Here is a 13,216-nt window from a genome sequence, read left to right on the forward strand (position 1 = left end):
GCACGTGACCGGGATGTTCGACGCAGGTGGCACGCGGGACGCGGGTGCCGAGCTGACACCTGCCCAGCGAGATCTGCTCGCCGACTATGTCGGCGGCGCGCTGGCGGACACCCCGGTCGAGGCCGACGTCGCGCAGTGGGTGGCTGCCGACCCGGCATGGCGACGGGCGCACGACGCGCTCGTCGTCGCCTCCTCGGCCGTGAGCGCGGATCTGCGCTCCTGGGCACAGGCGCCGGTGCCGATGCCCGACGACGTCGCCGCGCGGTTGGCAACCGTGCTGCGCATCGAGGGCATCGGCCCGGCGCCTATCGACCTGGCCCCCGGCACGCCGGCCACCGCCGTCCCCACGGTGGCCGCGGCCGGGGCGCACCGCTCGCCGCCGCGCCGCTGGCTGCCGCGCTTCGCGCTCGCCGCGGGGGTGCTCGCCGTCGCCGGCATCGGCGTGACGGTCGCCTCCGACCTCGGCGGTACGCCGCCGGAGGACACGCGGACGACCGCCGGGACGCCGCTGTCCACGACCACCGCCGAGACCTTCAACCGGTCCGGCGAGACGATGCCGCCGGTGCGGGTCAGCGGCGTGGCCTACGAGGGCGGGACCCTCGGCACGGCGGCGGGGGTCACCCTCGACTCGACCGCGGCCGACCTGACGCGCGCCCCCGCGGGGCTGGGCCGGCTGACCGGGGCGGCGGCCCTGACCGCGTGCCTGGAGGCGCTGCGCAGCGCCCAGCCGGAGATCGCCCGGATCACGCTGGTCGACTACGCGACGTTCGAGCGGACCCCCGCGCTGGTGGTGCTGAGCGACAACCGCGGCGGCGGCCGGTCGGTGACGGCGGTCGGGGCCGACTGCGGCCGGGTGGCCGGTGCGCAGGTGCTCCGGCGGGTCGCCGCGCGCTGACGCGCCGATACCGACCGTGACGTCGCCCACCAGGCGAATCGCCGGGAATGCGGATCCGTACCATGTCGTTGGTCCATACGCGCCGGTCTCGTCACGCCCTCCCCGGCGGCCCCCGGCGCGGTCGCGTACCCACCACAGACCCCAGGGGAGTCGGCGTTGTCCGAGATTCGTGAACTGATCATTGTGGGCTCCGGCCCGGCGGGATACACCGCGGCGGTCTACGCCGCCCGCGCCAACCTCCGGCCCCTGGTGATCGAGGGTGTCCAGTCCGGCGGCGCCCTGATGACCACCACCGAGGTGGAGAACTTCCCCGGCTTCCCCGACGGGATCATGGGCCCCGACCTGATGGAGGCCCAGCGCCGGCAGGCCGAGCGCTTCGGTGCCGAGTACGTCACCGACGACGCGACGGCCGTCGACCTGGCCGGCGACGTCAAGACCGTGACCGTCGGCGACGACGTGTACCGCGCCCGCGCCGTCATCCTGGCCACCGGCTCGGCGTGGCGCCCGATGGGCGTACCGGGCGAGCAGGAGCTGCTCGGGCACGGCGTCTCCTCCTGCGCCACCTGCGACGGCTTCTTCTTCCGCGACCAGCACATCGCGGTCGTCGGCGGCGGCGACTCGGCGATGGAGGAGGCGACCTTCCTGACGAAGTTCGCCGCCACCGTGACGATCGTGCACCGCCGCGACGAGTTCCGCGCCAGCAAGATCATGGCCGAGCGGGCGCTGAAGAACGACAAGATCACCGTCGCCTGGAACAGCGTCGTCGAGGAGGTGCTCGGCGCCGACGGCAAGGTCGTCGGCGCCCGCCTGCGCGACACCACCACGGGCGCCACCCGCGTCCTGGACGTCACCGGCGTGTTCGTGGCGATCGGCCACGTCCCGCGCAGCGAGCTGTTCCGCGGCCAGGTGGAGATGGACGCCGAGGGGTACGTCCAGGTGGCCGCCCCGAGCACCCGGACCAACGTCACCGGCGTCTTCGCGGCCGGCGACGTGGTCGACCACACGTACCGCCAGGCGATCACCGCCGCGGGCACCGGCTGCGCCGCCGCCCTGGACGCCGAGCGCTACCTGGCCACCCTGGGCTGAGCCCGCACCCGAAAAACCGTGGGGCGACACCGCCCCGCACGAGGAGGTAGTTCCGTGGGATCTATGAAGGCGGTCACCGACGCCACGTTCGTCGCCGACGTCCTCCAGGCCGACACGCCGGTGCTGGTCGACTTCTGGGCGGACTGGTGCGCGCCGTGCAAGAAGGTCGCCCCGGTACTCGACGAGATCGCCGGCGAGATGGGGGACCGGGTCCGCATCGTCAAGCTGAACATCGACGAGAACCCGGAGACCGCCCGCGCCTACCGGATCATGTCGGTGCCGACGCTGACCGTCTTCAAGGGCGGCTCGCCGGTCCAGTCCGTGGCGGGCGCGAAGCCGAAGGGCGACCTGATCAAGCTCATCGAGTCCGCGCTCTGACCCGTACCCCGACCGCGTCCGTCAGCCGCGGTGGCCCCGGTTCCCGGTGGTCACCGCGGCTGACGTCGTTCGCGGTAGTCCCGGCTCTCCAGAGGTACGCTTCGGACATAGCGGAGGACAAGGACGTAACCCGTCCGTACAGGAGGTGACGCCCCCGTGCAGCCCATTCGGTACGGCGACGCCGGACCCGCGGTCGTCGAGATCAGCGCGATCCTCCACGAGCTGCGCCTGCTCGACGACGCCCGGCGGGCCACCTTCGACGCGGACGTCGCCGACGCCGTGCGCCGGTTCCAGCAGGACCGCGGCCTGAGCGCCGACGGCGCCGTCGGTCCCGAGACCTGGCGCGCCCTGGACGCCGCCCGCTGGCGCCTGGGCTCCCGCACCCTGCACCACGCCGTCTCCGCGCCCCTGGCCGGCGAGGACGTCCGCGAACTCCAGGAGCGGCTGCTGGAGATCGGCTACGACCCGCGCCGGCCCGACGGCGTGTACGGCGCCGCCACCGCCCGGGCGGTCGCCCAGTTCCAGCGCGAGGTCGGCCTGCCGCCCGACGGCTCCTGCGGCCCGCAGACGATGGCCGCCCTCCACCGGCTGGGCCGCAAGGTCGTCGGCGGACGCCCGCAGTGGCTGCGCGAGTCCGAGCGCCTCCGCCACGCCGGGCCCAACCTCGTCGGCAGGACCATCGTCATCGACCCCGGCCACGGCGGGCCCGACACCGGCGTCACCGCGGCCGGGCACCGCGAGGCGGACCTCGTCTTCGACCTCGCCAGCCGGCTCCAGGGCCGCCTCGCCGCCGTCGGGATGCGCGTCCACCTCACCCGCGGCCCGCACCCCGCCGGCGCCGTCGAGGACCTGGCCCGCGCGACGCTGGCCAACACCCTCGACGCCGACCTGCTCATCGCGCTGCACCTGGACGGGCACCGCAACCCGGCCGCCGACGGCGTGGCCACGTACCACTTCGGCGCCACCAGCGGCGCCACCTCGACCGTCGGCGAGCACCTCGCCGGCCTGGTTCAGCGCGAGATCGTCACCCGGACCGGGATGCGCGACTGCGGCGTGCACGGCAAGACCTGGGACCTGCTGCGGCTGACCCGGATGCCGGCGGTCCGTGTCGACGTCGGGTACCTCACCTCGCCGCACGACGCCGCCCGGATCACCGACGCCCGCACCCGCGACCTGATCATCGACGCGGTCGTGGCGGCGGTGCAGCGGATGTACATCCCGACGGAGCACGACGTGCCGACCGGCTCGATCGACGTGCGCGCGCTGCGCGCGGCGCTGGCCCGCGCGCCCGGCTCCTGACGGACCGGTTCGCGCCGCCGGCTCCTCTCTCCCGCCGGCCGTGCGGGTCGGTGGGGCGTCGACCGGCGCGGGGTCAGACCGGCGCGGGGTTGGAGGGCGTACGGGCCACCGGGCGGACCGGGCGCAGCAGCGTCTCCGGGCTCATCGAGCCGAGCAGCTTCTCCAGCGCGTACTCCACGTCGGACTTCCAGGACAGCGCCGTCCGCAGCTCCAGGCGCAGCCGCGGGTAGCGCGGATGCGGCCGGACCGTCTTGAACCCGACCGAGAGGAAGAAGTCCGCCGGCGCGACGCAGGGGTTCTCCCCCTCCTCGGCCTCCCCGAACTTCGCGTCGCCGAACGCCTCGATCGCCCGGACGCCGCGCTTGGTCAGGTCCCGCGCCACGCCCTGCAGCAGCATCCGCCCGAGCCCCCCGCCCGCGAACGCCCGCACCACGTGCGCGGTGGTCAGCAGCACCGAGTCGGCCGAGACCGGCGAGGTCGGGAACGCCATGCTCCGCGGTACGTAGGCCGGCGGCGCGTACATGATGAAGCCGGCCGGCATCCCGTCGACGTAGGCCAGCTTCCCGCACGACCCCCACTCCAGGAGCGTCTGCGACACCCACGCCTCCTTTTCCAGCCCGGGGTCGCCGGTCTGGCAGGCGCGCTCGGCCGTGACCGGGTCCAGCTCCCAGTACACGCACTGCCGGCAGCTTCGCGGCAGGTCCTCCAGGGTGTCGAGGGTCAGCGAGACGAGTCGGCGCGACATGTCCACGTCCTCGTGATCCGGGAGGGTGGAATGACCGGGTGATCCGGCACTGGCGCCTCCTCTGACAGTCCGGCCGCGCGGCGGCCGCTTACCGCGACCGGCTTCCGCGACCGGTTGCGTCGGGGTGGCCCCGGAGGAGCCGACACCGGCGTGCCTCGCTCCGGCGGCAGCCGCACCGGTCCCGTCCTACGGTTCCGACCCTGGGTTGCGGGTCGGCTTGCGGTCCCGTCCGGCGCGGCAGTGCGCGGTCGTCCGGGTGCGGCCTCCGATGGCGGTGGCCCTAGCGGTGGCCCGGGGCCGATGACCCGGGACGACCGCCATACCCGGCCGTCCCTACCCGATCGCTCGTGCCCGATCGTCCGGTGCGATCGTGCGGTGCGGTGGTCCGGGTTTCCCCTGGTCGATGGTACGCCCGAATACCGCCTCCGGGGGAGAGCTCGGGCATCCTCATCCGCCGACGTCCATCCTGCGTGGTACGGGTGGATGGCGCCCGGCGCAGACGCCCGGGTGCGGCGGCCGCCTAGGATCGACAGCGTCAACCCCGGCGGAGGGACGCGCGTGTCCGGTACCACCCACGACGACTACACCGACCGGTACGCGCGGCGGGTCCGCGGGATGACCGCCTCCGAGATCCGCGCCCTCTTCGCCGTCGCCAGCCGGCCCGAGGTCGTCTCCCTGGCCGGCGGCGCGCCGTACGTCTCGGCGCTGCCGCTGGACGCCGTCGGCGAGATGCTCGCCGGCCTGGCCGCCCAGCACGGCGCCACCACCCTCCAGTACGGGATCGGCCAGGGCGCCCCGGCGCTGCGCGAGGGCATCTGCGAGGTCATGGCCGAGTCCGGCATCGACGTCGGCGTGGGCGCCTCGCCGGACGACGTCGTCGTCACCGTCGGCGGACAGCAGGCGCTCGACCTCATCGGTCGGCTGTTCCTCGACCCCGGCGACATCGTCCTCGCCGAGGGCCCCACGTACGTCGGCGCACTCGGCGTCTTCCAGGCCGCGCAGGCCCAGGTCCGCCACGTCCCGATGGACGCCGACGGCGTGGTCCCCGCGGCGCTCGCCCAGGCCCTGGCCGACGCCGGCCGGCGCGGCGAGCGGGTCAAGTTCTTCTACACCATCCCCACCTACCAGAACCCGGCCGGCGTGACGCTCACCAACGCCCGCCGCGACGAGGTACTGGAGATCTGCGCCCGGGCCGGCGTCCTCGTGGTCGAGGACGACCCGTACGGCCAGCTCGGCTTCGACGGGCCGGCACCGCTGCCGCTGCGCGCGCGGCGACGCGACGGCATCGTCTACCTCAGCACCTTCTCCAAGACCTTCGCGCCCGGACTGCGGGTCGGCTGGATTCTCGCCCCGCACGCGGTCCGGGAGAAGCTGGTGATCGCCAGCGAGGCGCAGATCCTGTGCCCCAGCGCGTTCGCGCAGGCCGCGGTCACCGGGTACCTGGCCACGATGCCCTGGCGGGAGCAGCTCAAGACGTACCGCGAGATCTACCGCGAACGCCGGGACGCGCTCGTCACCGCGCTCGCCGACCTCATGCCCGCGGGGCTGACCTGGACGACGCCCGCCGGGGGCCTGTTCGTCTGGGCGGCGCTGCCGGCGGGCCTGGACTCCAAGGCGATGATGCCGCGCGCGATCGCCGCGCGCGTGGCCTACGTCCCCGGGACGGGCTTCTACGCCGACGGCGGCGGCAGCGGCCACCTCCGGCTGAACTTCTCCTTCCCGCCGCCCGAGCGGATCCGCGAGGGGGTACGCCGGCTCGCTGGCGTGGTCGAGCAGGAGCTCGCCACCCGCTCGGTCTTCGGCGGGCCGCCGCCGGAGGGCGCCCACCGTCGCGTCCGGCCGGGGTCGGATTCGCCCGGCCCCGACTTGGCATGATGCGGTCATGACCGAAGCCCGAGCTCTGCGCGTCCTCGTCCTCGCCGGTGGCCTGTCGTACGAGCGCGAGGTGTCCCTGCGCTCCGGCCGGCGGGCGGTCGACGCGCTGCGCGGGGCCGGCGTCGACGCGACCCTCCGCGACGCCGACGCGGCGCTCCTGCCGGCACTCGACGCGGACCCGCCGGACGCCGTCCTCGTCGCGCTGCACGGGGCCTCTGGCGAGGACGGCTCCCTGCGCGCGGTACTCGACCTCGTCGGGCTGCCCTACCTGGGCGCGGACGCCCGGGCGGCACGGCTGGCCTGGGACAAGCCGTCCGCGAAGTCGGTCCTGCGGACAGCCGGGGTACCGACGCCGGACTGGGTGACGCTGCCCCAGGAGCGGTTCACCGAACTGGGCGGGGAGGCGGTCCTCCAGCGGGTCACCGCCGGACTCGGGTTGCCGCTGATCGTCAAGCCCGCCCAGGGCGGTTCGGGGCTGGGGGTCTCCCGGGTGTCGTCGGCGGTCGACCTGCCCGCAGCGATGGTGACGGCGTGCGGGTACTACCCGACCGCGCTGGTCGAGCGGTACGCCGTCGGGGCCGACGTCGCCGTGTCCGTCATCGACGACGGCGGCGGGCCGCGGGCGCTCACGCCGGTGGAGATCGCGCCCCACGCCGGGGTGTACGACTACGCGGCGAGGTACACCGCGGGACTCACGACATGGCACGCGCCCGCGCGGCTCGCCGACGAGGTCCTGGACTCCGTTCGGGCCCTGGCAGTTCGGGCGCACACGACGTTGGGCCTGCGGGACCTGTCCCGGGTGGATCTGATCGTGTCGCCGGACGGGGCGGCCCAGGTACTGGACGTGAATGTCGCGCCGGGGTTGACCGAGACGTCACTGCTACCGATGGCGGCGCACGCGGAGGGCCTCGACCTCGGGAAGCTCCTCGCCGCGCTACTCCGTCACCGCATCGCCGCCTGACCGCGCTCGCAGCGCTGACTCTCCCTACCGTCCAGGTTTCACGTGAAACGGCCGAGCCTCTACTGGCTCGGTTTCACGTGAAACAAGCCAGACCTGGTCCACACGCGCACATGAAGCGCCGCGGATGGACTAGGGGCGCGTGCAGCGAGGACGGAGGAGCAGCGAAGGACGGAGGAAGGGCAGGAACGGCAAGCCGTCTTGCCGGATGCAAGTTCCAGCCACTCACTCCAGGCCCTGCCTCCGCAGTAGGCGAGTCCGCCAACGCCAGCGAGGGTAGTCGCAGCTATGCAGTCGCCGCCCCCAACCATCGGCCGCATCCCCTGGGCAAGCTGGTCCGACTTGTTCGTTTCCGGTCGGGGTGGGCGTTGGACTCGGCCAGCACGTCCAGTAGACAGTTTCACGTGAAACAGCCACGCCAGGTGCTCGCTCTCCGCCAAGCTCGATGGATCAGTCGGATCCACTAGTTTCACGTGCATTTTCGAGGCCCAAGCAACGGATCGCGTCACTGAAGCCTGAGTCGGGTCCTGGTTGAACCCTGTTTCACGTGAAACGTAAACTTCTGCATGCGAGACTGAATTATGCTAAATCTACGTAAATAGTCATCGAATTGCCTCTGCGAGCAGATGTCCCAGCGAGCAGAGGCTGCCCATGTATGCGTTTCACGTGAAACGCTCATCCGCTCCGCCCGGAGGAGATCAACGCGGTCGGATCGCTGCACCCGCAGCCGCCGGCCCATTGGCGACCTGGTGCGCTACCCGCAGTTGGACCACGACCTCGTATACAGATGTTGGACGTCCGAAGGACCGGCAGGCGGCGGCCGGCCCTGGTGACCTCATGCGGTGCCGAATGACGGAGGGGGTGGCGCATCTACCCAGTCGAGACAAACGGGGCTTGCCCCTTGTGGCGTGGATCATAGCGAGCGGTCGGATGGCTGTTTCACGTGAAACAGCCCAGACTAAGCGTCGCTACGCCAAGACACCGCTACCTCCACCGACTACCGACTACCGACTACCACGGACCACGCGTCCGACGCGCCGGTGGTGGCCGAAACCGCAGCCGCACGTCCCTTGCCAGTGCGTCAGTGGATCTCCTGTGCCCCTGCACATTCTCCTGCCGACCAGCGTTGCCCGGGACGATCGGCCGGCAATGCGAGAGGCCACCGATTTCCTATCCGCGATCGCACTACTCAACAAAGGGGTGCCGTGATGGGCGGGGGCCGCATCTGTAGCGGGGAATCTCAGCGCGTAGGCCAAGTAGCCCGGCGGCCCCTCGCCGACAGTGTCGACAAGGAAGCTGCCACCGAAGTTTCACGTGAAACAGGCCATCGAGCCTCTGCGAGGTCTAGTGCTTCACCTTCAACGACTGTCGCCCGGCTACCACTCTGCGGCTCACCGACGCGAACACGGAAGACGCTGCCACTCTTGATCTTGACCATCTGTGCCGAGTTCGCCACCAGTCCGCTCCGCGCTTCCACGCCTCAGGTCGCAAGTCGTAAGTCGTCAGTCGCACGTCGGACTGGCCTCAGGCCCCCACATACCCCAGCGCCAACGGTGCTGAGGGAGGCCATCTACTTCCCGCGCCACGTACCAGAGCCCATACTCGCTCCATCACCAGGGCATCCTGAGGCAGTCGCGCAGCGTTACAGCGAGCTGGGACCTCCGTTGTCGCCCGCGCGCTGAGAACGGAGCGGCAACGCGGTGCCTCACCAGTCAGTTTCACGTGAAACCGGTCCCACCGCCGTACCGACTTCCCCCGCGCTGTGGATAACTCGGGCAGTCCTCGGTCCGTTGTCCCCAGCTTGTGCCGCTGTTGTCCACAGGCAAACACGCTAGCAAGGGAGTTATCCACAGGGGTTATCCACAGCTTGGCCGGAAAGCCTGTGGATAACTCAGCTGACTTGTGGACAACAGTCCGCGCGACCCCAAGATGTGCCGCCGCGGCGAAGGTCACCCCGAACGTCATCGACGTACGCGGCGATCCACAAGCCGCATCAGCCGCAGCGGATGACCCTGAGTAACGAATCACCTCAACTTGGCTGTACGCGACACGACCCAAGCGGGAAGCACGGCACGCCGCCCTCGCAACCTCACGCCGGCGTTGGGCGAATCGACTGTCGGCCACGGCGTTCAACCCGCGGCAGTACCACGACGCCCTCTCGACCAAGGCCAGCACGTCGCCGGACCGGTACGGATCAGAGGTCTTCGAGGCCCCGTCGGCCCGAGCCTCCGGCCGGAAAGCCGGCTCGCACCGTGCATCCACTGGGACGACCACCAGGCGCCCGCCCGTACCCGGCAGACGACGGCTCCAGCCCTAGCGATGAACCAAGCGGTTGAGGCGGCGGTCCGCGAGCAACGTCCGACAACGCGCTCCGCGGCGACGCAATCTCGTCATCGGAGCGTCCGTTCGTCAGTCGGGTGTCTGCTCGGAGGCGTCCATGATCTGCGCGATGCGCTCAAGGTCCGACACGGAGGCGAACTCGATCACGATCTTGCCCTTGCTCCGGCCCAGCTCGACCTTGACCCGGGTGTCGAAGCGCTCCGACAACCGGTCCGCCCACTCGGACAACGCGGGAGCGGTCGGTTTGGAACGGCGCCGGCCGGCCGACGACTTCGGGCCGTCCGCCGCGGCGAGCGCGACCAACTCCTCGGTGGCCCGGACCGACAGCCCCTCGCCGACGATCCGCTGCGCCAACTCCTCCTGCGCCTCGGCACCGTCGAGGCTGAGCAGCGCCCGGGCGTGGCCCGCCGACAGCACCCCGGCGGCCACCCGTCGCTGGACGCGCGCGGGCAGGTTCATGAGCCGGATGGTGTTGGTGATCTGGGGTCGGCTCCGGCCGATCCGCCGCGCCAGCTCCTCGTGCGTCGCGCCGAACTCCTCCAGGAGCTGCTGGTACGCCGCCGCCTCTTCCAGGGGGTTGAGCTGGGCGCGGTGGATGTTCTCCAGCAGGGCGTCGCGCAGCATGTCGTCGTCGCGCGTCTGCCGGATGATCGCCGGAATCGCGGTCTTGCCGATGGCCTGGGCGGCGCGCCAGCGCCGCTCACCCATGATCAGTTCATAGCGGTCGTCGCCGAGTTCGCGGACGACGATCGGCTGGAGGAAGCCGACCTCCTGGATCGAGGTCTTGAGCTCCTCCAGGAGTTCGTCGTCGAAGACGTGCCGCGGTTGTTTGGCGTTCGGGACGATCGAGGTGACGGGCAGCTCGGCGAACGTCGCGCCCGGTACCGGCGCCAGCTCCACCCCGCTCGGGCTGACCGGCCCGGGCGCCACCGCATCCGCGGGCACCGCCCGCGCGTCGGCAGCCGCGGCGGCGCGCGCCACCGGCGCGGGCATCGGCACCGCGGGCACGCCGGCGACAGTCGCCGACCCGCCGGCCCGCTGCCGGCCGGCCGCGCCGCCGCCGGCCCCACCGGAGTACGCCGGCACGTCGACCGGTTCAGCCGCGCCCGCCGACTCGTACCCCTGACCACCGGCCACCGCGGTCGCGGACCCGCGCGCCGCCGGCTCCTGCGCCCGCACCGGTTCCGCCGCGGGCGCCGACGCCTCCTGCTCGACCGCTGCCGGCTCTGGCGCACCCCGCTCGACCGCCGCCGGCGCCTCCTCCTCGGCGGCCGGTTCCGGCGCCTCCGGCTCGGGCGCCTGAACCGGCGCCGCCGGTCCGCCAGTCGCCTCGGCCGGGGCCCCCGCGCGCGCGGGCGGCCCGGCGTCCTCGGGCGGCGGGGGCATCTGCGACGGCGGCGTCGGCGACGTGACCGCCGAGCTGCGCGCGGGCCCGGTGGGGATCAGCGCACCCAGCCCGCGGCCGAGGCCCCCGCGTGGACGATTCTTCATGTCCTGCCTCCCGCTGCCCGCCCGGTCCGGCTACGCATCGCCGTCATGCCGCCCGACGCCACGCTCGGCGAGCTCCCGCGCGGCCTCGAAGTAACTGGTCGCGCCGCGCGAGCCGGGGTCGTACGTCATCACGGACTGGCCGTAGCTCGGCGCCTCGGAGACCCGCACGTTGCGCGGGATCACCGACTTCAACACCTTGTCGCCGAAGTGGTTGCGCACATCCTGCTCCACGGCGTCGGCCAGCCGCGTCCGCCGGTCGTACATGGTCAACAGGATCGTCGACACGTCCAGGTCGGGGTTCAGGTGGGCCTTGACCAGGTTGATGTTGCTCAGTAACTGGTTGAGCCCTTCGAGGGCGTAGTACTCGGTCTGGATGGGGATGAGCACCTCGCGCGCGGCCACGAGCGCGTTGACGGTGAGCAGGCCCAGGGAGGGGGGGCAGTCGATGAGGACGTAGTCGAACTCCTCGGGGTACGCCCCGATCGCCCGGTGCAGGCGGGTCTCGCGGGCCACGACCGAGACGAGTTCGATCTCCGCGCCGGCCAGGTCGATGGTGGCGGGTACGCAGCGCAGGTTGGGGATGCCCTCGACCGGCTGGGCCACGTCGATCAGCGGGACGTTCTCGATCAGCACCGAGTAGATGTCGGGGACGTCGGCGTGGTGCGGGACGTTGAGGCCGGTCGAGGCGTTGCCCTGCGGGTCCAGGTCGATGACGATCACGCGGTTGCCGCCGAGGGCGAGCGCCACGGCCATGTTGACGGTCGTGGTGGTCTTGCCGACGCCGCCCTTCTGGTTGGCGATGCACATGACCCGAGGGTGGTCCGGGCGCGGCATCCGGGCGGTACCGGTGGGGTTGAGCACCTGGACGGCGCGCTGCGCCTCCATCGCCAGCGGGGGCTCCTCCACCGCCGCCGGGGCCACCGTGCCGGACCCGGTCGGGGCGTCGTCGTCCTCGTCGTCGGCCGCGCGCCCGTCGGCGCCGATGCCGCGCCCGACGCGGGGCTGGGGCACCGCGTAGTCCGCGGCGCCCTCCCACTTCTGCGCGGGATCGCGCGGGGCGCCGTCCCACTCCTCGGTCACCGCGGGAGCGTCCGCCTGTCCGCCGGTGCTCTGCTTGTCGTAGCTCTCCGTGTCATGCACCGTGTCATCCCTGCCCGGTTTGGATGGATCGGCTCCGTCGGAGCGTCTCGGACGCCAGCGGAGGAAGGACACACCGGCGGCAGCCGGTCGGCCCCACCGGTGACGTCGCTCGGCGCGGCTGACCATCAGCGCGCGGCCAGCCTACGGCGGTCCGCGTGTTCCGGCCACACCGCCATCAGCTTCTCCGCCCTCCGCGCCGACGCCCCTCGCGCCGGTCACCGCCTCGCTCGTCGGGACGGCCGCCGCGCCGGGCCGCCGACCGCCGTTCCGACCCGCGCGCGGGTCGCTCCGCACCTGCCACCACTCGTTCCCGCACTGTCACCACCACCGTCGCCGGCGGGTCGATCACACCCACCCCGCACCGCCGTACCGACGGCGCCGCGCCGCCGAGCGCCCGCACGGCGTCCGCGTGCGCGGCGACCTCCTCGTCGGCTGCCGCCCCCTTCAGGGCGAGCACCCGGCCGCCGACCGCGGCCAGCGGCAGGCACCAGCCGGCGAGCCGGTCCAGCGACGCGACCGCGCGGGAGGTGACGACGTCGGCCGGCAGGCCGATGCCCGGCACGTCGACCACGTCCTCCGCGCGTCCGCGGACGACCCGGACCTGCTCCGACAGCCCCAGTTCCGTAACCGTCTCCGCGAGGAATTCGGTACGGCGCAGCAGCGGCTCGACCAGCGTTATCCGCAGGTCGGGTCGTGCCACTGCCAGGACGATACCGGGCAAACCAGCGCCGGTACCGATATCGACAACATACGCCTCATTAGGGATTAATTCGCCCAGAACGGCGCAGTTCAGTAGGTGCCGTTCCCAGATCCGCGGCGCCTCCCGAGGCCCGACCAGGCCGCGGACCACCCCGTCGCCGGACAGCTTGCGGGCGTAGGAGACGGCCAGCGGCAAGCGGTCGCCGAACAGCGAACCGGCGGCCGCCGACCAGCGCCCGGGGTCCCCGGGGTCCGTCGGCAGGCCGGCGTCGTCCCCGGCGTCGACCGGCGGACCCGGCGTCCCGAGTTC

At 72.5% G+C, this 13,216-nt stretch carries 10 protein-coding genes; 6 read left to right on the plus strand and 4 right to left on the minus strand.

The features are described from left to right. The first annotated feature begins 13 nt into the window (after nt 1-13). From IEY75_RS18805 to IEY75_RS18820, 4 genes are all read left to right on the plus strand, one after another. Nucleotides 14-895, plus strand: a complete 882-nt coding sequence (locus tag IEY75_RS18805) for an RsmA family anti-sigma factor (RefSeq protein ID WP_505848265.1) — start codon at nt 14-16, stop codon at nt 893-895. Between the two features lie 156 nt (nt 896-1,051). Beyond that, the gene (trxB, locus tag IEY75_RS18810) at nt 1,052-1,981 is read left to right on the plus strand and encodes a thioredoxin-disulfide reductase (RefSeq protein WP_189115713.1); all 930 of its coding nucleotides are present in this window, start codon (nt 1,052-1,054) and stop codon (nt 1,979-1,981) included. Nucleotides 1,982-2,035: 54 nt separating this feature from the next. Next, nucleotides 2,036-2,359, plus strand: a complete 324-nt coding sequence (trxA, locus tag IEY75_RS18815) for a thioredoxin (protein ID WP_189115714.1) — start codon at nt 2,036-2,038, stop codon at nt 2,357-2,359. 156 nt (nt 2,360-2,515) lie between these two features. Continuing rightward, nucleotides 2,516-3,658, plus strand: coding sequence for an N-acetylmuramoyl-L-alanine amidase (locus tag IEY75_RS18820; RefSeq protein WP_189115715.1), 1,143 nt, complete (start codon nt 2,516-2,518; stop codon nt 3,656-3,658). A gap of 73 nt (nt 3,659-3,731) precedes the next feature. Here IEY75_RS18820 and IEY75_RS18825 read toward each other — a convergent pair whose 3' ends face one another. After that, nucleotides 3,732-4,403, minus strand: coding sequence for a GNAT family N-acetyltransferase (locus IEY75_RS18825; RefSeq protein WP_189115716.1), 672 nt, complete (start codon nt 4,401-4,403; stop codon nt 3,732-3,734). Nucleotides 4,404-4,961: 558 nt separating this feature from the next. Between IEY75_RS18825 and IEY75_RS18830 the strand changes: the two genes are divergently transcribed. Together IEY75_RS18830 and IEY75_RS18835 are read left to right on the plus strand one after the other, a co-directional pair. Beyond that, on the plus strand, nt 4,962-6,278 hold the full coding sequence (locus tag IEY75_RS18830) for an aminotransferase-like domain-containing protein (RefSeq protein WP_189115717.1): 1,317 nt from the start codon (nt 4,962-4,964) through the stop codon (nt 6,276-6,278). A gap of 7 nt (nt 6,279-6,285) precedes the next feature. Next, complete coding sequence (locus IEY75_RS18835; protein ID WP_189115718.1) at nt 6,286-7,239, plus strand: D-alanine--D-alanine ligase family protein; 954 nt, start codon at nt 6,286-6,288, stop codon at nt 7,237-7,239. Between the two features lie 2,406 nt (nt 7,240-9,645). Here the strand turns inward: IEY75_RS18835 and IEY75_RS21095 are convergent. The 3 genes from IEY75_RS21095 to rsmG form a co-directional block, all read right to left on the minus strand. Next, the gene (locus IEY75_RS21095; RefSeq protein WP_229789899.1) at nt 9,646-10,569 is read right to left on the minus strand and encodes a ParB/RepB/Spo0J family partition protein; all 924 of its coding nucleotides are present in this window, start codon (nt 10,567-10,569) and stop codon (nt 9,646-9,648) included. A gap of 528 nt (nt 10,570-11,097) precedes the next feature. Further along, entirely contained in the window at nt 11,098-12,207 is a 1,110-nt protein-coding gene (locus IEY75_RS18845; RefSeq protein ID WP_308425720.1) for a ParA family protein, read from the minus strand. A gap of 175 nt (nt 12,208-12,382) precedes the next feature. Continuing rightward, entirely contained in the window at nt 12,383-13,168 is a 786-nt protein-coding gene (rsmG, locus tag IEY75_RS18850; RefSeq protein ID WP_229789901.1) for a 16S rRNA (guanine(527)-N(7))-methyltransferase RsmG, read from the minus strand. Nucleotides 13,169-13,216 lie beyond the last annotated feature (48 nt).

This window comes from Pilimelia terevasa (assembly GCF_014647915.1).
GTDB classification, from domain to species: Bacteria; Actinomycetota; Actinomycetes; order Mycobacteriales; family Micromonosporaceae; genus Pilimelia; species Pilimelia terevasa.

Bases quoted from the DNA above. Each gene is read 5' to 3' on its own strand.
- IEY75_RS18805 (WP_505848265.1), top strand. From the start codon at position 14: ATGTTCGACGCAGGTGGCACGCGGGACGCGGGTGCCGAGCTGACACCT.
- IEY75_RS18825 (WP_189115716.1), bottom strand. From the start codon at position 4,403: ATGTCGCGCCGACTCGTCTCGCTGACCCTCGACACCCTGGAGGACCTG.
- IEY75_RS18835 (WP_189115718.1), top strand. From the start codon at position 6,286: ATGACCGAAGCCCGAGCTCTGCGCGTCCTCGTCCTCGCCGGTGGCCTG.
- IEY75_RS21095 (WP_229789899.1), bottom strand. From the start codon at position 10,569: ATGCCCGCGCCGGTGGCGCGCGCCGCCGCGGCTGCCGACGCGCGGGCG.